Source organism: Rickettsiales bacterium Ac37b (genome assembly GCA_000746585.2).
GTDB lineage: Bacteria > Pseudomonadota > Alphaproteobacteria > Rickettsiales > Arcanibacteraceae > Ac37b.
This window is the reverse complement of sequence record CP009217.2, coordinates 894,361-915,778: the sequence shown is the minus strand read 5'-3', so window position 1 is coordinate 915,778 and position 21,418 is coordinate 894,361. Positions and strand designations below refer to the sequence as shown.

Annotated in this window: 22 protein-coding genes and 1 tRNA gene; 9 read left to right on the top strand and 14 right to left on the bottom strand. The window is 29.7% G+C overall.

Annotated features, from left to right (window positions below; translation table 11 throughout):
• Window positions 1-19: 19 nt before the first annotated feature.
• From sucB to hemE, 9 genes are all read right to left on the bottom strand, one after another.
• On the bottom strand, window positions 20-1,201 hold the full coding sequence (sucB, locus tag NOVO_04615; protein ID AIL65301.1) for a Dihydrolipoyllysine-residue succinyltransferase component of 2-oxoglutarate dehydrogenase complex: 1,182 nt from the start codon (window positions 1,199-1,201) through the stop codon (window positions 20-22).
• Window positions 1,202-1,220: 19 nt separating this feature from the next.
• Complete coding sequence (gene sucA, locus NOVO_04610; protein AIL65300.1) at window positions 1,221-4,034, bottom strand: 2-oxoglutarate dehydrogenase E1 component; 2,814 nt, start codon at window positions 4,032-4,034, stop codon at window positions 1,221-1,223.
• Window positions 4,035-4,053: 19 nt separating this feature from the next.
• On the bottom strand, window positions 4,054-4,926 hold the full coding sequence (gene sucD, locus NOVO_04605; GenBank protein ID AIL65299.1) for a Succinyl-CoA ligase [ADP-forming] subunit alpha: 873 nt from the start codon (window positions 4,924-4,926) through the stop codon (window positions 4,054-4,056).
• Between the two features lie 10 nt (window positions 4,927-4,936).
• The gene (gene sucC, locus NOVO_04600) at window positions 4,937-6,097 is read right to left on the bottom strand and encodes a Succinyl-CoA ligase [ADP-forming] subunit beta (GenBank protein AIL65298.1); all 1,161 of its coding nucleotides are present in this window, start codon (window positions 6,095-6,097) and stop codon (window positions 4,937-4,939) included.
• Window positions 6,098-6,120: 23 nt separating this feature from the next.
• Entirely contained in the window at window positions 6,121-7,068 is a 948-nt protein-coding gene (gene mdh_2, locus NOVO_04595; protein ID AIL65297.1) for a Malate dehydrogenase, read from the bottom strand.
• Window positions 7,069-7,128: 60 nt separating this feature from the next.
• On the bottom strand, window positions 7,129-8,439 hold the full coding sequence (rho, locus tag NOVO_04590; protein ID AIL65296.1) for a Transcription termination factor Rho: 1,311 nt from the start codon (window positions 8,437-8,439) through the stop codon (window positions 7,129-7,131).
• Window positions 8,440-8,634: 195 nt separating this feature from the next.
• Window positions 8,635-9,075: a putative membrane protein gene (locus tag NOVO_04585; GenBank protein ID AIL65295.1), complete on the bottom strand. Its 441-nt coding sequence runs from the start codon at window positions 9,073-9,075 to the stop codon at window positions 8,635-8,637.
• A gap of 22 nt (window positions 9,076-9,097) precedes the next feature.
• Window positions 9,098-10,126, bottom strand: a complete 1,029-nt coding sequence (hemH, locus tag NOVO_04580; GenBank protein AIL65294.1) for a Ferrochelatase — start codon at window positions 10,124-10,126, stop codon at window positions 9,098-9,100.
• Entirely contained in the window at window positions 10,114-11,142 is a 1,029-nt protein-coding gene (gene hemE / locus NOVO_04575) for a Uroporphyrinogen decarboxylase (GenBank protein ID AIL65293.1), read from the bottom strand. The genes hemH and hemE overlap by 13 nt, the downstream gene beginning before the upstream one ends.
• Window positions 11,143-11,544: 402 nt before the next feature.
• On the opposite strand from hemE, the gene yqfL reads away from it, so the two are divergent.
• The 4 genes from yqfL to NOVO_04555 all read left to right on the top strand — a co-directional run bounded on the left by yqfL (window position 11,545) and on the right by NOVO_04555 (window position 13,771).
• The gene (gene yqfL, locus NOVO_04570) at window positions 11,545-12,357 is read left to right on the top strand and encodes a Putative phosphotransferase yqfL (protein ID AIL65292.1); all 813 of its coding nucleotides are present in this window, start codon (window positions 11,545-11,547) and stop codon (window positions 12,355-12,357) included.
• A 12-nt stretch (window positions 12,358-12,369) separates the two neighbouring features.
• Window positions 12,370-12,960 (top strand): Dephospho-CoA kinase, encoded by a 591-nt coding sequence (gene coaE, locus NOVO_04565; protein ID AIL65291.1) that lies wholly within the window; start codon window positions 12,370-12,372, stop codon window positions 12,958-12,960.
• The gene (gene dnaQ / locus NOVO_04560) at window positions 12,942-13,622 is read left to right on the top strand and encodes a DNA polymerase III subunit epsilon (protein ID AIL65290.1); all 681 of its coding nucleotides are present in this window, start codon (window positions 12,942-12,944) and stop codon (window positions 13,620-13,622) included. Before coaE ends, dnaQ begins: the two co-directional genes overlap by 19 nt.
• Window positions 13,623-13,695: 73 nt before the next feature.
• Window positions 13,696-13,771 (top strand) — tRNA-Ala (locus NOVO_04555).
• A 2-nt stretch (window positions 13,772-13,773) separates the two neighbouring features.
• Here NOVO_04555 and NOVO_04550 read toward each other — a convergent pair.
• Complete coding sequence (locus tag NOVO_04550) at window positions 13,774-14,430, bottom strand: Helix-turn-helix domain protein (protein AIL65289.1); 657 nt, start codon at window positions 14,428-14,430, stop codon at window positions 13,774-13,776.
• Between the two features lie 208 nt (window positions 14,431-14,638).
• Between NOVO_04550 and cheY_1 the strand changes: the two genes are divergently transcribed.
• From cheY_1 to NOVO_04535, 3 genes are read left to right on the top strand one after another with little or no spacing between them, the layout of a single operon-like run.
• Entirely contained in the window at window positions 14,639-15,127 is a 489-nt protein-coding gene (cheY_1, locus tag NOVO_04545; protein ID AIL65288.1) for a Chemotaxis protein CheY, read from the top strand.
• A gap of 14 nt (window positions 15,128-15,141) precedes the next feature.
• Window positions 15,142-15,399 (top strand): Glutaredoxin-3, encoded by a 258-nt coding sequence (grxC, locus tag NOVO_04540; GenBank protein ID AIL65287.1) that lies wholly within the window; start codon window positions 15,142-15,144, stop codon window positions 15,397-15,399.
• 12 nt (window positions 15,400-15,411) lie between these two features.
• Window positions 15,412-16,023 (top strand): putative aspartyl protease, encoded by a 612-nt coding sequence (locus NOVO_04535; GenBank protein ID AIL65286.1) that lies wholly within the window; start codon window positions 15,412-15,414, stop codon window positions 16,021-16,023.
• A 1-nt stretch (window position 16,024) separates the two neighbouring features.
• Here NOVO_04535 and mltA read toward each other — a convergent pair whose 3' ends face one another.
• Together mltA and NOVO_04525 are read right to left on the bottom strand one after the other, a co-directional pair.
• Window positions 16,025-17,104, bottom strand: coding sequence for a Membrane-bound lytic murein transglycosylase A precursor (gene mltA / locus NOVO_04530; protein ID AIL65285.1), 1,080 nt, complete (start codon window positions 17,102-17,104; stop codon window positions 16,025-16,027).
• A gap of 9 nt (window positions 17,105-17,113) precedes the next feature.
• The gene (locus NOVO_04525; GenBank protein ID AIL65284.1) at window positions 17,114-17,755 is read right to left on the bottom strand and encodes a Tim44-like domain protein; all 642 of its coding nucleotides are present in this window, start codon (window positions 17,753-17,755) and stop codon (window positions 17,114-17,116) included.
• A 73-nt stretch (window positions 17,756-17,828) separates the two neighbouring features.
• Between NOVO_04525 and secB the strand changes: the two genes are divergently transcribed.
• Window positions 17,829-18,335 (top strand): Protein-export protein SecB, encoded by a 507-nt coding sequence (secB, locus tag NOVO_04520; protein AIL65283.1) that lies wholly within the window; start codon window positions 17,829-17,831, stop codon window positions 18,333-18,335.
• A gap of 48 nt (window positions 18,336-18,383) precedes the next feature.
• Here secB and NOVO_04515 read toward each other — a convergent pair whose 3' ends face one another.
• Window positions 18,384-18,725, bottom strand: a complete 342-nt coding sequence (locus NOVO_04515) for a hypothetical protein (protein AIL65282.1) — start codon at window positions 18,723-18,725, stop codon at window positions 18,384-18,386.
• Window positions 18,726-18,751: 26 nt separating this feature from the next.
• Window positions 18,752-19,453 carry a hypothetical protein gene (locus NOVO_04510; GenBank protein ID AIL65281.1) on the bottom strand — a complete coding sequence of 234 codons (702 nt, stop codon included), beginning with the start codon at window positions 19,451-19,453 and terminating at the stop codon, window positions 18,752-18,754.
• Between the two features lie 280 nt (window positions 19,454-19,733).
• On the opposite strand from NOVO_04510, the gene aer reads away from it, so the two are divergent.
• A complete protein-coding gene (aer, locus tag NOVO_04505) occupies window positions 19,734-21,398 on the top strand; it encodes a Methyl-accepting chemotaxis protein (GenBank protein AIL65280.1) in 1,665 nt (554 codons plus the stop codon).
• The last annotated feature ends 20 nt before the right edge of the window (window positions 21,399-21,418 follow it).

The window sequence follows — 21,418 nt, the reverse complement described above, 5'->3', positions numbered from 1 at the left end:
TATTCTGTATAAAACTGTACTATAGTCCCAATAATAATCTATCTGGAGATTCTATATTTTCTTTAATTCTTACCAAAAATGTTACAGCCTCTTTCCCATCAATAATACGATGATCATACGATAAAGCAAGATACATCATAGGCCTGATTTCAACTTTACCAGCAATAGCTACTGGTCTTTCTTGTATATTATGCATTCCAAGAATAGCAGATTGAGGAGGATTAATAATAGGAGTTGATAATAAAGAACCATATACTCCTCCATTAGAAATAGTAAATGTTCCTCCAGATAAATCATCTAAAGTTAACTTACCTTCTCTTGCTTTCTTCCCAAGTAATACCATAGTCTTTTCTGTTTCTGCAAATGACAACTTATGTGCATTACGTATTACTGGCACAACCAATCCCTGCTCTGTACCTACAGCTACTCCCATATCATAGAAGTTTTTATATATAATTTCTTCTCCTGCTATTTCAGCATTCACAGCTGGTATTTCTTGCAAAGCAACTATTGCTGCTTTAATAAAAAATGACATAAATCCTAATTTTACGCCATGCTTCTTTTCAAAAATATCTTTATGTTTAGAACGTAATGCCATAACATTACTCATATCAACTTCATTAAAAGTTGTAAGAATAGCAGCTGTATTTTGTGACTCTTTTAGACGTTCTGCTATACGCTTACGCAGACGAGTCATTTTTACTCTTTCCACCTGTCTATCATTACTTATTCCAGAAGAATTATCCTTAGAATTCAATACTTGTAATACATCTCCCTTTATAATCCTATTATCTTTACCAGTGCCCGGTATATTGTTAGGTGATAAATTATTTTCTGTTACAAGTTTTCGAACTGATGGAGCTAGTACCTCAGATTCATGTTGTTTTTCTGGTTTTCGTTCATTAGCTTTAGTTTCAACTTTTTTTTCAGATCCTTTACTATCCGCTTTTTGTTCAGATACTTTCCCTTCAGCTATTTCACCTATTACTTGCCCAACTTCTACTGTATCCCCTTCTTGCACTTTTAAAGCCTCTAATACGCCTGAAACTGGGGCGTTAACCTCCATAGTAATTTTATCTGTTTCAAGCTCTACTAGTAATTCATCTGCTTTTACTGCATCACCCGGATTTTTATGCCATTTTGCAATAGTAGCACTAGTAACAGATTCACCAAGTTGAGGTACTTTTATATCTATAGCCATTTTATACTCCACATACTTTTTAATTTAATGCTTCTTTTATAAGTGTTTCTTGCTCTTGATCATGAGTCTTTTTATACCCAGAAGCAGGAGAAGCTGCCTCTTTTCTACCTGCATAAAGAAGTACTTTATTCGATAATTTTAACTCTTGCAATAATTCTTCAAATTTATCTTTCAAGAATCCCCATGCTCCCATATTTCTAGGCTCTTCCTGACACCATACAAACTCAGCATTTTTATATTTCTTCAACTGTTCTATTATAGCTACTTTCGGTAAAGGATAATATTGCTCTAATCTTACTAAAGCCACATCATTGATACCTAATTTATTTCTTTCTTCGAGTAAATCGTAATATACTTTTCCGCTAGAAAATACTACTTTTCTAATATCTTTATCATTAGGGTTTAACAATTCTTCAGGAATTAAAGGTCTAAATTTACTATCACCAGAAAATTCTTTAAGATTTGAAATAGCTAACTTGTGTCTAAGCAAAGATTTGGGCGACATTATGATCAAAGGTTTACGGTATTTTCTATGAATTTGCCTACGTAATATATGAAAATACGAAGCTGGTGTTGAGCAGTTAGCTATCTGTAAATTATATTCCGCACAAAGCTGTAAAAATCTTTCTAAACGTGCTGAACTATGTTCAGGGCCTTGCCCTTCATATCCATGTGGAAGTAACATCACTAAACCACTCATTCTAAGCCATTTAGTTTCTGCTGCTGCTATAAACTGATCTATAATAATTTGAGCACCATTAGCAAAATCACCAAATTGTGCTTCCCATAATACTAAACTTTTTGGCTCAACATAGCTGTAGCCATATTCAAATCCTAATACCGCATATTCGGATAAATTACTATCTATAACCTCAAAATTAGACTGCTCTTGGTTTAAATTATTTAAAGGTATATAATTAGAATTATTTTCTTGGTCTACTAAAACAGCATGTCTATGCGAAAAAGTTCCTCTACCAGAATCTTGACCACTAAGCCTTACAGCTATTTTTTCAGATAAAAGAGTTCCAAAAGCTAAAGATTCAGCTGTAGACCAATCTATTCCTTCACCAGTTTCAAGCATTTTTTTCTTAAGCTCTAATTGACGACTAATTTTAGAATTAACTGAAAATCCAGAAGGTATATTAGTTAATGCTTTCCCTATAGATTTCAATTTATCAATATCCACACCTGTATTTTCTTTATCAATAAATCCTTCATCTGATACTCTTTCAAACCCCTGCCATTTACCTGACAACCAATCAGCTTCTTTAGGTTTGTATGATTTTGCTGCTTCTAATTCTTGATCTAGATACTTGAAAAAATCTTCTTTAATTTGCTTAAACTCATCGACATTAATAATTTTTTGTTCTATAAGTTTTTCTGCATATACTTCAGCAGAAGTTTTATGTTTTCCTATGTTTTTATACATAATAGGTTGAGTAAATGCTGGTTCATCAGTTTCATTATGACCATATAATCTATAACAAGTTACATCTATAACTACATCTTTTTTAAATTTTTGTCTAAACTCTACCGCTATATGGCTTATTCTTATTAAAGCTTCTATATCATCGCCATTTACGTGAAATATAGGAGCTTCTATAATTTTTGCAAACTCGGTAGAGTATCTATTAGGCCTACCTTTTTTAGGATCTGTTGTAAAACCTATTTGATTGTTAATAACAACATGTATTGTACCTCCAGTACAATACCCTTCTAGCTCTCCAAGAACTAAAGTTTCTGCTACCACACCCTGACCTGTAAAAGCTGCATCACCATGAATAAGAATGCCCATTATCTTATTACGTTCTTTATCTCCACAGAAATCTTGTTTTGCTCTGACTTTCCCAGCTACAACTGGATTTACAGCTTCTAAATGCGAAGGATTGGGGGTAAGAGAAAGGTATATTTTTTTATTATTAACTTCTCTATCTCCAGAAGCACCTAAGTGATATTTAACATCTCCATCTACATTTAAATCTTCCGGATAAGCTTTTGTACCACTAAATTCTGCTAACATATGTTTATAAGGTTTTCCCACAATTTTAGTTAAAACATTTAACCTTCCTCTATGGGCCATACCTAAAATGGCTTCTTTAACATCAAAATCTGTAGATTTATTAATAATTTCATCTATTACACAAATAGAATTGGCACCACCTTCTACTGAAAATCTTTTTGCTCCAGGAAATCTACTATGTACAAATTGCTCAAAGCCTTCTACTTGAATAATATCTTTTAATAAAGATTTTTTCTTATCTGCAGAAAATTCCTTTTCAAAAGGCAAAGATTCTATTTTATTTTTAATCCATTCAACTTCTTCTTTATTTTCTATATGTAGAAATTCAGTTCCTATATGATTACAATATACTTTTTGTAAGAAAGATTCTAATTTTCGTAAAGTAACTAAGCCTAATCCCTCTATTTCTTCAGGAAGATTTTGATCATAATCAGATTCAGCAAAACCATAGTTAATTGCTTCCAATCCTAAATCATTAATGGAAGGTGTTTTTTCTAATTTTAATGGATCTAAATCAGCAGCAAAATGCCCTAATCTACGATAATCATTTATTAATGCTTTTACTTGCAGTTTATTATTAGATTCTACAGGAATAGCTTTGCCCTTAATCTCTGGAGTTTTTTCTGGACCTAAAATAACCTTAGTATCAATTTTAGTCCACGAAGCTTTTAATTCTTGTTCATTTGGAAAAGAAGCAAAAAAATCCTGCCACGTTTTATCTACAGATTCTTTATCTTCTAAGTATTTAGCATATAATTCTTCTATAAAAGATACATTTGCAGGATATAAATAACTATTTTTTTCTTCGTACATTTTACTACCGATTTTTACATTAACCTAGCAATTCTTTTAATGTTCTACCTATTGCAGCAGGAGATTCCGCTACTATTATACCAGAGGATTTCATTGCTTCTAATTTATGCTCAGCACTACCTCTAGTACCAGAAATAATAGCTCCTGCATGTCCCATACGTTTACCAGGAGGAGCTGTTCTACCAGCTATAAATCCTACTACAGGCTTTTTAATTTTAGACTCTTTCAAGAATACAGCTGCTTCTTCTTCCGCAGAACCACCTATCTCTCCTATCATTATAATAGATTTAGTCTCTTCATCATTTAAAAATAATTCTAAACAATCAATGAAGTTAGTACCGTTTACAGGATCACCACCTATACCAATACATGTAGATTGACCTAATCCAAGCGCAGTAGTTTGTGCTACAGCTTCATAGGTAAGAGTACCAGATCTAGAAACTATACCCACAGATCCTCTTTTATGAATATGACCTGGCATAATACCTATCTTACATTCATTAGGAGTGATTATTCCTGGACAGTTAGGCCCTATTAATCTTGTTCTAGAACCAGCTAATGCTCTTTTAACCTTTACCATATCTAATACAGGTATACCTTCTGTAATACATACTACTAACTCTAATTCAGCATCGATTGCTTCCAAAATTGAATCTGCTGCAAATGGTGGTGGAACATATATAACAGATGCGTTCGCTCCTGTAACATCCACAGCTTCTTTTACTGTATTAAATACAGGTAGTTCCAAATGGCTAGTTCCTCCTTTACCAGGAGTTACGCCTCCTACCATTTTTGTACCATATTCTATAGCTTGGGTAGAATGAAAAGTCCCTTGAGAACCCGTAAAACCCTGACATATAACTTTAGTATTTTTATTAACAAGTACAGACATATAAATCCCTTTATTTTATAGCTTTAACAATTTTATCTGCAGCATCTCCTAAATCATCAGCAGCTATAATCTTTAGCCCAGAATTACTGAGAATTTCCTTACCCAAATCAACATTAGTACCAGCTAATCTAACTACAAGTGGTACAGATAATCCTACTTCTTTAGCAGCAGCTATAACTCCTTCAGCTATAATATCACAACGCATTATGCCTCCAAATATATTAATCAAGATAGCTTTAACATTTTTATCAGATAAAATTATCTTAAATGCTTTTGTTACTCTTTGTTTATCAGCTCCACCTCCTACATCAAGGAAATTAGCTGGTTCAGCTCCATATAGTTTAATTATGTCCATTGTAGCCATTGCAAGGCCTGCTCCATTAACCATACAACCTATGTTACCTGACATCTTTACATAACTTAATTCAGCATCAGCCGCTTCTCTTTCAAGAGGATCTTCTTCATTTTCATCACGCATATCTTTTATATCTGCATGTCTAAATAAAGCATTATCATCAAAATTAATTTTTGCATCTAGAGCAATTATTTCATTAGTTTTGGTTATAACTAACGGGTTAATTTCTACTTGACTAGAATCAGTTTCTATAAAAGCCTTATATAAATTAGCTACTAATACAGTAAACTTCTTAACTAAATCACCACTTAATCCTAAAGCATAAGCCATTTTTCTACCATGAAATGGCTGTATTCCCACTGCAGGATCTATAATTTGTTTTATAAGTTTTTCAGGTGTCTTAGCTGCAACCTCTTCTATATCCATCCCACCTTCCTGAGAAACCATAAAAGTCACTGTACTAGTACTACGATCAACCACCATACCTACATAATACTCTTTTGCAATATCAGAACCTTCTTCAATATAAAGACATTTAATTTCTCTACCTTCCGGACCAGTTTGATGCGTAACTAATACCTTACCTAACAAATTCTTAGCCTGTTCATAAGCCTCTTCCGGAGACTTTACTAATTTTACACCACCAGCCTTTCCTCTTCCTCCAGCATGAATTTGTGCTTTTACTACAGTAACATTGCTTTTTAAAGATTTTGCTATAGCTTTTGCTTCTTCAGCAGTAAATGCCTCTTTTCCTCTAGGAACAGGAATTTGGTATTTAGCTAAAATTTGTTTAGCTTGATATTCATGGATATTCATATTTTCTCCAAATAATTTTAATATTATAATTTTATTTTTTCTATTAAACTACGCACAGCATCAGCTGATTTATTAAAAGCAATTTTTTCTTCTTGGTTTAATTCTATTTCTATTATTTTTTCAACACCATTTGACCCTATTACTACTGGAACTCCTACATATAAATCTTTTATCCCATATTCTCCAGTCAAATATGCAGCACATGGTAATACATGTTTTTTATCGTGTAAATAAGATTCTGCCATTTTTATAGCAGAAGAGGCAGGGGCATAGAAAGCTGAACCTGTCTTTAACAATCCTACTATTTCTGCTCCACCATCACGAGTACGCTGTACTATAGAATCTAATTTGCTTTGAGATAACCACCCCATTTTGATAAGATCTGGTAAAGGAATGCCTGCAACTGTAGAATATCTAGCTAAGGGAACCATGGTATCTCCGTGTCCCCCTAAAACAAAAGCAGTAATATCATTGATAGATACTTTTAATTCTTCAGCAAGAAAATATTTAAATCTAGTAGAATCTAGTACACCAGCCATGCCTACAACTTTATGAGCAGGAAGTTTACTGGCTTCTTTCATAACCCAAACCATAGAATCTAGAGGATTAGTTACTACTATAACAAAAGCCTCTGGAGCATATTTATTAATACCTTCACCAACAGATTGCATAACTTTAGCATTTGTAGCCACTAAATCGTCTCTACTCATACCAGGCTTTCTAGGTATACCAGCTGTAACTATTACTACATCAGCTCCTTTTATTTCTGAATAATCATTAGCGCCTTTAAAATGTATATCAAAACCTTCTACCCCTGAGCTTTGCGCTATATCTAAAGATTTTCCTTGAGGTAATCCTTCTACCACATCGAATAATATAACATCTCCAAGCTCTTTTAACCCTATTAAATGAGCTAAAGTTCCCCCTATGTTACCACCACCTATTAGAGCTATTTTTTTACGAGTTGACATAAAATCCTCCCAAATTCATTAATAAACCATATATAATAGTAACTTTAAAAAATTAATACACTATGAATTCATTAAGTCAAAAAATTCATTATTCGTTTTAGAATTTTTCATTTTATCTAATAAAAACTCTATAGCATCCACTGGACCCATTGATACTAATATTCTTCTTAATACCCATATTTTAGATAAAGTAGATTTATCATACAATAATTCTTCTTTTCTGGTACCAGATCTTGTAATGTCGATTGCTGGAAATATCCTTTTTTCAGCAATTTTTCTATCTAATACTATTTCGGAGTTACCAGTACCTTTAAATTCTTCAAAAATAACTTCATCCATACGAGAACCTGTCTCTATTAATGCAGTAGCTATAATAGTAAGCGATCCTCCATCTTCTATATTTCTTGCTGCTCCCAAAAATCTTTTAGGCCTTTGCAAAGCATTCGAATCCACACCACCTGTTAGTACTTTTCCAGAAGAAGGAACTACTGTATTATATGCTCTTGCAAGTCTTGTTATATTATCAAGTAATATAACTACATCCTTACCTTGTTCTACTAATCTTTTAGCTTTTTCAATTACCATTTCTGCTAACTGCACATGACGTACTGCTGGTTCATCAAATGTAGAACTAACAACTTCTCCTTTTACTGATCTAGCCATATCAGTTACTTCTTCAGGACGCTCATCTATAAGCAATACTATCAAATATATTTCAGGATGGTTAGCTGTAATAGCATGTGCTATATTCTGCATTAATACTGTTTTACCACTACGCGGTGGAGCTACTATTAATGCTCTTTGCCCTTTCCCAAGAGGACATACCAAATCGATTACTCTATTACTTAAATCTTTTGAACCATTTATACCAGCCATTTCTAAATGTTCTAAATTAATTCTCTGATTAGGATATAATGGTATTAAGTTATCAAAATTGATTCTATGAGTAGATAATTCAGGCGTATCAAAATTAATTTTTGTAACTTTTAGTAAAGCAAAATATCTTTCACCTTGTTTAGGAGCCCTAATTTGTCCTTCAACCGTATCTCCTGTTCTTAAACTAAATTTTTTGATTTGACTGGGAGAAACATATATATCATCAGTACCAGCAGAATAATTAGCTTCTGGTGACCTTAAGAATCCAAACCCATCAGGTAAAACTTCTAAAACCCCTTCACCAATAATCACTCCACCTTGTTCAGCTATTTTTTTTAGAATAGCAAAAATTATATCTTGCTTAAGCAATACATTAGGATTTTCTACTCCGTATTGTTCTGCTTCAGCAAGTAACTCTGCAGGAAGTTTTCTTTTAAAATTTTTTAAATAAACATTATTTTCGGTATTATTATGAGTTGCAACAATTTCATTCATGAGAATTACATATTCAGATTAAGTTAAAATTAAAGTGTTAAAATAAGCAGGAATTAAACCTTTGGAGTTTCCAGAAAAAGGAACCGTATAGAATAGCTAAACTAATACCTCTTTTCTGTCAAATAATATTTTTTAAATCATTTATAAAAACTCCTCAAATTTTATCAGTTTTGCATTTTAACTATAAATTATTAATTAATCACTAAATGGTTTTACAATTACTAAAATAACTATAGCTATCATTATCATAGTAATAGATTCATTAATTATTTTATAGAATTTACTACCATGATGATTTGTACCATTAACAAAATTTTTACGCCATTTAGAAAACATACCATGTATTGCAAACAATATTATTACTAACATCATTTTCAAATGGAACCATATTCCAAGTGTAGCAAATCCAAATATATAAGCTAGTAAAATACCTAAAATGACAGTTATTACCATAGCAGGATTGATTATATATCTTAATAATCTATTTTCCATAATTTGAAAAGTTTTATCTAATTCTGACCCTAATTTTACAGAAGCGTGATAAGCGTATAAACGTGGTAGATATAACATACCAGCCATCCATGATATAATAGCCACTACATGAAAAGATTTTATCCATAAATAATATTCTGCCATAAATATTCCTCTTAATTTATTTTTAAAATATACATTCTTTAAATTGTTCAGGACATATCCTTGAAATACGTCCAGAATTAGAATTCAACAGTTTTATACATGTCTCAGCTAAATATTCTATAAATAATTCACTATTTCTAAGCGTTTCTACTCTAAAATACCCTATACATCCATTTTGTCTAGCTATATCTTTATATATAATATCAAGCTCTACTAAAGTTTCAGAATGTTCAGAAACAAAGGTAATAGGTACAAGTATTATAGGAAAATGTTGGTGAGAAGCTTTAATAATTTCCTCTTCAGTATAAGGTGTTAACCATTTAGAATACCCTACCCGACTTTGATAAGAGATAACCCAATCTAAATTATACTCTATTTTTAATTTATCTATTATTTTTTGTACAGTATATTCTACCTGCCATTGATAAGGGTCTCCTTTTTCTATTATCCTTTTAGGTAAACTATGCGCAGAAAATATAATTTTTGGATTACCTAATAATTTAGCTTGCTCATATTTTATTTTTATTAACTGTATATAAGCATCTATAAATTTATGCGCATCTGGGTAACAACATAAATATTTAATAGAAGATTTTATATTATTTTTAAAAGAAATTTTTAAAAATTCTTCTATAAAAGAGCGTGTGGTAGTAGAAGAATATTGAGGATAAAGAGGTATAAGGAAAATTTGGTCTGGATTATAATCTTTTAACTTTTCAATTGTATCAGAAATTAATGGCTTAGAATGACGCATAGACACAAATACATTAAATTCTTTATTAGAACAGTTATATTCTATCATTTTTTTATATAAAGCTTCAGCTTGTTTATTAGTTTCTGATAAAATAGGAGATCCCCCTCCTATTTTATCATATATATCTTTAGCCTTTTTTATACGTTTTACGGTAATAAACTTAGCTAGTATCCATCTAAAGGGATTAGGAATTCTTAAAATATATTTATCATAAAATAGGCTAAATAGAAAACTTTTAATCTCTTTTTCCTCTGTAGGTCCTCCTAAATTAAAAATTACTACTGCTAATTTTTCCATTTTTTTACTAACTCAACCAAAAATTGTACATTTTCTATAGGAGTATTAGGTAAAACCCCATGTCCTAAATTAAAAATCAACTTTCCTCCTGCAAAATTGCTTAATACTTTTTCTGCTTCTTTAGCAATAACATCTTTTTTGCCTAATAAATAAATAGGGTCTAAATTACCTTGGATTACACAATTATTCATCAAATTGTTTTGTGCAAATGTACTAGATACGTTACTATCCAAACTTATTATATCTACTTTTGTTTGTTTTACATATTCTTCATAGTAAAAAGAAGCACCTTTTGGAAAACCTATAATGGGGATATTATTATTTTCTAATATTACTGATTTAACTATATCAGAAGTAGGTTTTATAACTAATTCTTGAAATTCTCCTTCAGGTAACACACCCGCCCAAGAATCAAATATCTGTATTAAATCTGCCCCTGCGTTTATTTGATTGTTAAGATGTATAATTATAGCTTCTTTTAAAATATCTATTATTTCCAGAAAGAATTTTTTATTATGATAAGCTGTAGTTTTTGCTTTATTAAAGTCTCTGGTACCTCTTCCTTCAATTATATAAGAAGCTAAAGTCCATGGAGCTCCTGCAAAACCTATTAATGGTACTGATTTATCTAATTTTGACCTCGTAAGAGAAACAGCTTCGTAAACTGGTTCTAATTTTTTAGTAATATTATTAATATTTTTTCTAATTTTATCTAAATCTTCTGGAAAAATTTCAGCAATTATAGGACCTATATTTTCTTCGAAAGTTACTTTAATTCCTAGTGCATCTACTATAGTTAATATGTCAGAGAATATAATAGCTGCATCTAACCCAAATCTCTTTATCGGTTGTAAAGTTACTTCACATGCTAATTTAGGGGTGTAACATAACTCTAAAAAATTTTTTGTACCTTTTCTTATTTCCATATATTCAGGAAGATATCTACCTGCTTGACGCATTAACCATATAGGAATTTGTTTTTTTGTAAGAGAATTATTCTCTATTAATTGACTCATTGTGCTTTTTCTCATCAAAAACTCTTTTATATTTATTTAAGGTAGTTGTTATAGTTACACCACGTTTTTTTGTGGATTAATTTTTATACACAAATTTATCCACAAAAAAAAGTAATAAATTAGTAAGGTTTTTTCTGTGGATAATATTATGTATAAAATTCATATATTGCTACATTTTTCTATATCTTGATGTATAATTATAACTGTGGATAGTTTTTTAATAATTATTTAACCTAACATAACATATATATAGAATAAAATTTTATCAACATGTTTATTATTTTATATATAAAATGTGTTTTGATTTTTGATAATTAAGGCAAAAAGTTATAAAGAGACTTATCAACAGAGTTACACATATGTTTTATACATAGATATACAATTATAAATATAGGAGATATTTTGCGGAAATTTGATTTACATTTAGTCTCAGATTCTACAGGTGAAACGGTTTGTGGAGTAGCAAGAGCTGCACTAGTTCAGTTTGATGGCATAGAAGCTGAAGAGCATATATGGTCATTGATTAGAGATAAAGAACAATTAACAAAAGTAATAAAAGCTATTTCTGATAAACCAGGAGTAGTAATGTATACCATTGTTGAAGAAGAATTAAGGAATATGTTAAGAGAACATTGTGCAAAATTATCTATACCATGCATACCAGTATTATCAAGGGCCATAGCAGATTTATCTAATTACCTAAATATACAAACTACGCCTCAACCTGGGAAACAGCATGAAATGGATAATAATTATTTTATTCGTGTTGAAGCAGTAAATTTTTCTATTGCTCATGATGATGGACAATCCGCATGGGACATAGATGAGGCGGATATAATATTAGTTGGAGTATCGAGGACATCAAAATCTCCTACTTGTATGTATTTGGCTCATAGAGGGTATAAAGCAGCTAATATTCCTTATGTACATAATTGTGAGTTACCTGCTAGTTTATTTACATCTAAGAAGCCTTTAATAGTTGCTTTAACTATCTCTCCAGATAGATTATTGCAAATTAGAAAAAGTAGATTGCTTTCTCTCAGTGAAATTACAGAAAGTGATTATATTAATGAGGATAAAATTAAGGAAGAATTAAATGAAGCGAATAAAATTTTTATAAAAAATAATTGGCCTATTATTGATGTTACTAAAAGGTCAGTAGAAGAAATAACAGCTTTAATTATACAATATTATAATGAAAATAAAATTAAATAGTAAAAATGTATAATGATTATCGTAGGATTAACAGGATCAATTGCTATGGGAAAAAGTTTCATAGCAAATCAGTTTAAATACTATCAAATAGATAGTTTTAATTGTGATTTAATGATAGATAAAATAATTCGTTCAAATGAAAACGCTTATGATAAAATAAAAAATAAATTTCCAGAAACGATAGATAAGGAAAATAAAATAGATAAAACTCAATTATCAGAAATTGTATTCGCTGATCATAAACGTTTATCTGATCTAGAAACAATATTATATCCTCTTTTAAATAAAGAAATGGATGTTTTTGTAAAAAAATCTATTTATTATAGAAGAAAAATGGTATTGATAGATATACCTTTATTATTTGAAAAATCTTATCAACATAAATTTGATTATATAATAGTAGTATCTGCCAGTAAATATATGCAGAAAAGAAGAGCTTTAAAAAGATATTTGATGACAGAAAAAAAATTAGAGAAAATTTTAAGATATCAATTGAGTGATTATAAAAAAAGGAAAAAGGCTGACTTCGTTATACATACAGGGGCAGGTAAATCTTTTAGTATGAGAGAGATAAAAAAGTTTTTATGCGTGAAATCATTTTAGATACAGAAACTACTGGTTTAGATCCTAAACAAGGACACCGTATAGTAGAAATAGGGTGTATAGAGTTAATTAATAAGGTGAAAACTGGTAATTTTTTCCACACTTATATTAACCCAGAAAGAAATATGCCTAAAGAAGCTTCTGATATACATGGAATAACAGAAGAATTTTTAGAAGATAAACCTTTATTTTCTAGCATAGCTACTGGTTTTTTAGAGTTTATTTTAGATTCAGCATTAATAATTCATAATGCTAAATTCGATTTAAAATTTTTGAATAGTGAATTTGAAAAAATAAATTTAGCCCCTATTACGAAGAATACAATAGTTGATACGCTTGCTTTAGCAAGAAAAAAATTTCCTGGATCTCCTAGCAGTCTGGATGCCTTATGTAGAAAGTTTAGCGTAGATACTTCAAAAAGAACTAAACATGGAGCATTACTTGACGCAGAATTATTAGCAGAGGTTTATATAGATTTAACTGATAGTAGGCAAAGCACTTTACTAATTGATAATCAACAAAAAATTGTACAAGAACTACAACCATATATTTCTTCTTCTTCGAGATTAAAAAGGGTATTTACACCTTCAAATGATGAAGTAGCTTTACATAAGGAATTGCTGAAGAAAATAAAATTACCTATTTGGGAGGAAGAAGCTTAAAAATACATTTTTGTGAAAAAATATCTTGATTTAATTTATAAAAAAGGATAATAAATTCGAGATGTACGTATATGGGGGTGTAGCTCAGATGGTAGAGCGCTTGCTTTGCAAGCAAGATGTCAGCGGTTCGATTCCGCTCATCTCCACCATGTTATGGTTTTACTATAGAAATAATTCTTTGTTTATCGTTTGCAAGGCTAATTTTATTAGAAGCAGATATTTGATAAATATCTCCTATGTTGGTATTGATCTTTTTAATCACGTTTCCCTTCGGGTCGAAAATAGTCAAAATATCGTTTGATTGTGCAAGAAGAATCAATTTTTCTTTATTATCATTCTGTCCTATAATATTTTTTGTTAATATCTGATCTTTAAATAAAAGTGAAGAACTATGACTTAGATCTTCTTTAAGCTTAATAGAATTGTTGGATGTATAATTAAAGATATTATATTGATTTTGTACCATATAATAAAAACTATAGCTCAATATTAAAAGTAATATGGATACTAATACAGTAAAAAAATTAGGTTTATGATCGTCTTGATAATTATTAGGAAAGCTCAAATTAGATAATTCTATTTCAGATTTAAGATGAGTTACAATTTGTTTACCGTCTAAACCTAAAAAATCAGCATATATTTTTAAATATCCTAGCATATATACAGGAGCAGGTATGTCTTCACGATTTGAATTTTCTTCAATTGCAGAAAGATAAAAAGTACGAACTTTTGTTTTTTCAGAAACTTCTTCTAAGCTAAGCCCCTTTTTTAAACGTTCTTCGCGAAGTAGATTACCGATAACACTCATATCGTATAAATATTACTATATGTTATAAAGTTAACTTATAAAGATATTATATAGAGAAATATTTTAATAGTAAATATTAATTTTGCAATAAACGGTAATTAATTTAATTATAACCTTTAAAATAAAAGGTTGTAGCATTATTAATAGATCTTTAAATTAATTTTTGTATAAATGAAGAAAGAGGTTTATAAGGTTGAGTGGTTTTAAAATGGATAAGAATATTGCGAGTAATCAAATAAAATTAGAAGAAGTTAAATATAGTCCGGCTCTTGCACAAGGGATAAAACAAAAAAAGAAAGAGAGGACAGGTGTTTGTATATTAATTGCAGAGAGTCAGATACTTTCTAGGCAATTAATGTTGGAAGCGCTAAGATTGCGCTGGAATTATGAAACTATAGCTACAAAAAATGCTATACAAACTATAAAATCTTATATAAATAATGCACCAGATATATTATTTCTGGATGCTGAATTGTCAGATTATAATGGTTATGATGTATTAACTAAAATAAAAGAAATAGATGTAAATGCTTTTGTTATTATGACGTCCACCGTAACTTTAAATAATAATGTACAATTAGCACTTAAAAATGGAGCACAAGGATTTATTGCAAAGCCTTTTACTAAATCTAAAATAGAAGAATATATTAATATTTATGTAGATAAATATAAGAAAATGACATTTAATGATAAATAAAAGAGAAGATAAAAATGACTAATAATATTGTAATTTATACTACAAAAACTTGTCCTTATTGTGTTAAGGCAAAGGAACTTTTAAAATCGAAAGGGAAATCTTTTAAAGAAGTAGATGTATCTGATAATGAAGAGCTACGTAAAGATATGATGATAAAATCAAATGGCCGTCGTTCAGTTCCACAAATTTTTATAAATGATAAGCATATAGGTGGTTGTGATGACTTATATGCATTAGAAGCCCAAAATAAACTAGATAATTTGTTAAAATAATAAAAATTATATATGTATAATATTAATAATTCTGAAGATACATTAAGGATATTATATTTAGCCTTATTAATTTCAGCCATAGGGATAGGATACGTATATTCTTTGCGTAATGAAAAAATATCGGTCATAGCAAGAAATATAGGAATTTGGCTGTTATTCTTTGTAATATCTTTAGGTTTATATAGTTATAAAGATATAATATTAAGGTCTAAAATTGTTAGTTCTTTACTTCCTATGCGAGCGGTGCAGCTTAAAGATGGTTCATTAATGTTTTCTAGGCAATTAGATGGAGCTTTTCATGTAGAAGTTATTATAAATGGAGCAAAGCTAGATTGTATAATAGATACAGGTGCAACAAATATAGTGTTAAGCCCTAACAATATTCAAAATATAGGTATAGAAATGTCTACATTAAATTTCAATATACCAGTTATGACAGCAAATGGCAGAGGGTTGGTTGCAAAAAGCTTAGTATCTTCTTTAGAAATAGGTCCTTTAAAGCTTAATAATGTTAATGTTTATATTAATCAAGCAGAAATGGATACATGTTTACTTGGTATGTCGTTTTTAAATCAATTTAGTAAAGTTAATATTGAAGGAGAAAATTTAATTATTAAGCCTTAATTTATTCTTTAGCTATAGGCAATAACACATAATATTGTCCTTTTTGTTTCATATATCCTGCTAATTCTTCAGCTTGTTTTCCTCTGCCAAAAAAGATATCTGCTCTTAAAGGTCCCTTGATTGCGCCACCTTTATCTTGAGCTATCATAAGTTTTCTTAAGGGTTTTTTTGAGCAGTTAGGTGTGTGAGGATAGTGAGTATCTATCCATATGGGCATACCATAAGGTATAAAATTAATATCAACCGCTAAAGATCTTTCGGGAGTTAAAGCTACACCTTGCCCTCCTATGGGATTATCATAAGGTGTTATCATTTCTTGGAAAAATACGTATGAAGCATTTTGATTCATGACATTTTCAGCTATATGTTGTTTATTAGTGCGTAGCCAATTTTTTATAAAAGGAGCTGATATTTTATCTATATCTATATTATAATTTTTAGATATATAGCGCCCAATAGGTGTATAAGGATGACCATTTTGGTCTTTGTATCCTATTTTTATTGTAGAACCGTCATCTAAATTAACACGTCCTGATCCTTGTATATGTAGGAAAAATAAATCTATTTTATCGTCCACATACACTATCTCTAATCCAGAATTTTTTAATGTCCCTTTTTCTATAAATTCTCTAGATATCGGTTTAGTCCCTTTAACCATATTATTTGGCACGTTGTATATAGGATATTTATAAGGTCCGTAGGGTTTTCTACTACCATTTAATATAGCTTCATAATAACCTGTAAATAAACAAATATCTTTATCATAAGTTTGTATCTTAAATGGTACAAAATTATATTCAAAAAATTCTAAAATAGATTCATTACTGGAATGTAATAAATCATTAGCTTTATTACATACTCTATACCAGGAAGCAGAATTTGAAGTGAGTTTATGCGACGAAAAAGTAAGTTTATTACAAGAATTAATGAAACTATATAATGCACTTTTATAATCATCTTGTCCCCAATCAGGCAAATCTGCAAAATCCACTTTTGCTAATTTTAAGCGATTAGAGGAAGGAATAGTAGTAGTACATGCAGATATATAAATGCATACTAATAAGAGTAAGAGCTTTTTCATAAAATTATATTATATATTAGTAGCAACTAATTTCCAATTAGGATCATTAGACCGTAAATCTCGTGCAAATGTCCATGTATCTTCAACACGATCAATATGTGAAGGATTACCTTTTAAAATTTTTCCTTCTTTATCCCTAGAAATATTAATTTGTTCTGAAATGAAATTTATTTTTATTTCAACTAATGACTTTTCAATAACAGCACTAATAATATTAGCGTTTAAAATAGATACTAAAGTGGTTTCTGGATAAGATCCATCTAATCCTCTTGAGTTAATACTACTTACGAACTCTTTTAAAACATTCTCTGCTAATAAAAATTTGAGCGTATTAATGTCACCTTTAGAAAATGATTCCAGAATCATTTCAAAAGCACGTTTAGCACCATTAATAAAAGTATCTTCTGAAAAACTTGGATCGTAAAATAAAACTTTATCTATAATGCTTTTTAAAGCAGAGTTTGTTGGTGGTTTTAAATCAAAAATGTTTTTGGAGTTGTTATTTTTTTCAGAAAGATCTTGTTTGGGTGTAACATCTATAATTTTTCTATTTTTTAACTCCATATCATGGTTATCATCTTGTCCTAGCATGGTATAAAGTTTATATAATATAAATCCAGATATTATAGCGATAATAAGTATGTCGAGCATAATTTCATTCTTTCAAAAATATAATAATTGTTAGACAATATTAGTATATATTGTTATAAGCATCTATAGTTTTATGTTATCTTATAACAAATTTTTATCACAGAAAGAAGTTTTTATGAATAATGATCCAAATTATAATACAAATGAACCTCAAATGTTTATTAATGCTCAATATATTAAAGATTTATCATTTGAGAACCCAAACCCTGTTGCTAATTTAAGTATAGATACTACTCCAAAAGTAAGTGTAAATATAGATATAGGAGTAAAAGCTATACAGGAAAATAGCTATGAAGTATCACTTACTGTTAATAGTTCTGCATCGGTAGAAGATAATACACTCTTTATAGTAGAATTGGAATATGCAGGTATATTTACTTTAGTTAATACTCCAGAAGAACAAAGGGAATTTATTTTATTGGTTAATTGCCCTAATTTATTATTTCCATTTGCTCGTAGAATAATAGCAGACGCTACCAGAGATGGTGGATATCAACCACTTATGATTAATCCTGTAGATTTTTATAGTTTGTATCACCAAAAAAAGCAATCTCAAGAAGATGAAAATACCATAAACTAGAATATGTTCTAATAAGAATAGATATGAATATCTATTCTTATTAGATAATCATCTCCCTCTTTTATCATCTGTGGTTTTAGAAGGTTTATCCTTAACACCCTGATCTCTTACAGGTTGATTATCAAAAGGTAATTTGCTATATTCTACTACATGTTGATATTTTACCCCTAGGTTTGATAATGCTTTTCCTAATTGTAATACCATCGCTAGTTCTTTTTTGCTAAACTTATTTTTTACTTCAACGATTATATTAACTAAAAAATTCCAAGATTCTTTAACAGAAATTCTTTGTATCTTAGGAGGTGGCCTAGGTACAATATCTTCAACATCATTATTTCCCTTAGGTTTATCCTCATGAGTTTTATTGCTTGAAAAAAATTTAAAAACCATTTTTATTCCAAAATTTATATAATAATTTAGTCAAGTTTTATTTTGACACTTTTAGGCTTACGTGGTAAAGATTTATTATCGCTACTAATTACATTAATACCGTGGTCAATATTCGAAGAATATGAACGTTCTTGAGATGGTTGCTTCTGCGTATTTGATTTTAAAGGAGTTTCTGGTTCCTTATTAATACCCGCATTTTGTTTAGAAGCTGATATAATGTCTTTACATCCCGAATAAATAAGTTGAAATGGTTTTTTAACTATATCGTTATTAATTAATCCTGCAATAACTATAGGTGCTAAAAACCATCCTCCAGTTCCTATAGTAAGTAAAGCTGCAGCACCTATGGAAGCTACACCTAAAGCTATTTTACCTGCGCCTAAAGCTATAGTTTTGTTTTTAGAAGCAAAATCTCTTGTTGGTATTTCAGCCTTTTTACCTGATAGGGCTTCTTTTACACCGTCATATAGCATTCTTGTAGGTTTGTTGATTATTTCTGGTACAGCAACGGCTGCTATTACTAGGGGTAAAAAAGCTATACCTCCAGTAGCCACAATGGTTCCTGCTAGAATACCTATTCCTGTTCCTCCGAGCAAAGCTTTACCTGCACCTTTAATTCTAATTAGTTTAGAATCTTCTGCATTAGATGGTGGAATTTGAGATTGAGCAGGTGAACTATCGTTATCAATTTCAGAAGTATCAAATGCTTGAGGCTTTTTTCTTTTCATAATTATCTCCTATTATTCTAAAAATTGTAGTACAAATTATTAAATAATTAGTAAACATTTGACTCGTTCTTCTATTATTATTTTACCATACTAATGAATTAACATTATAAAAGAAAGAGATTAAGCTTTTAATTTAATATAAGTGATTTTAGTGTTTTTAATAGCACTAGAGTGTAATATAGTTTATTATAATAAGTTTTAATTAAGGATTTTGAAAGAAAAATGTTATTATAATTTTTTAGAGTTCATTTATTTATAAGTAATAATAGGTTTGGGGAATATGACTATTAGAAAAAAGCTTTTTATTATAAACTTAACACGCTTGTTTATAGCCATTACAATTTTTTCGATAGTATATGTGTTAATGCTTACCTTTGCTAATACCTATAAAGAAATGGCAAAGTTATCTAAAATTCAATTTCAGCTAATGGATGCATATCTTCTCCAAACTACTATGAATGATTATATAATTGAATTGCGTATAAATTCTTTAAAAGGAAATGTACAGAGTAAGGATGAAGTTGTAAATTTTATTACCAAATCTAAAGAAAAACACGGTTATATTATACGTGAAATTTTAAAAGAAAATACTAGTGCAGATTTGGCATTAGCCATAGATAGCTTATTAGCAAAAATGGAAATTATACAAAATAGATATATTGAGATGTCTAAAGATTTTTGTTGTAATACAGTTGCTTTAGGTGTTTATAATTTGCCTGGGACTTTTAAAGAAATTGAAATATTATATGGAAGTGTATTTCAAAAAATTAAACAATTAAATGATAAATTTAATAATTTACAATATGATATTATTAACAAATCCCAAAAAGCTATAATTATAACAGTTATTTTTTATGTATTAATTATTATAATAGTTAATGGATATTTTCTTAAAGCTGTTATTGAACCTTTTTCTCAAATAATTAAAGTTACACATAAGATTGCAATAGGTGAAAATGATATTGAGATACCTTATACAGAATATAAAGATGAAATAGGAGATTTAGCCCGGGGATTAGATATATTTAAACAAAATAATTTACGTATGGAACAAATAAATCAAGAAAAAACTAGAACCCAACAAGCTTTAGAATTGCATAAAAAAAATACTATAAAGGAAATAGCCAATAAATTTGATACAACGGTTAGACACATAGCAGATATGGTTAGCTCTGCAGCAGTAGAGATGGAAATAACAGCGAAAAATATGGTTAATTCTGCTAAAGAAAATACCTCATATATTGACGAATTAGTAAGATTATCTTCTTATACTTCAGGCAATGTTAATATGGTAGCAAGCGCGGCAGAGGAGCTTTCTACTTCTGTAATAGATATTAGTAGACAAATGATTGCCTCTTCAGAAATTACAAATGAAGCTGTAAAAAAATCTTATATAGCTAATAATGCTGTGCAAGGTTTAGCAAATTCTACTAATAAAATAGGTGATATTGTAAATCTAATAAATGATATTGCTGAGCAGATTAATTTACTTGCATTGAATGCAACAATAGAAGCAGCTAGAGCGGGTGAAGCTGGTAAAGGATTTGCAGTTGTTGCGGCTGAGGTAAAAAATCTTGCTAATCAAACTGCTAAGGCAACTGAAGAGATTACGGTGCAGATTTCTTCAATTCAAACTGAGGCTAATAATACTGTAGATGTTATTAAGAAAATTGGTGAAATTATTGAAGAAATCAATAATATATCTGGTAATATTTCTAGTACAGTAAGGCAGCAAGGTAGTTCAACTCAAGAAATAGCTAATAATATACAAGAAGCTGCAAAAAGCGTACAAGATGTGTCTAAAAACGCCAAAACGGTATTGGAGACTACCTCTGAGAGTACTAGAGCTATTTCTGATATGGTTGATGCTTGTGCTGAACTTGCCCGTCAATCTAATATTCTGAATGAAGAACTAGATAAGTTCTTAGTAGTTATCAAATCATAATTACATTGTTTTTATTATTG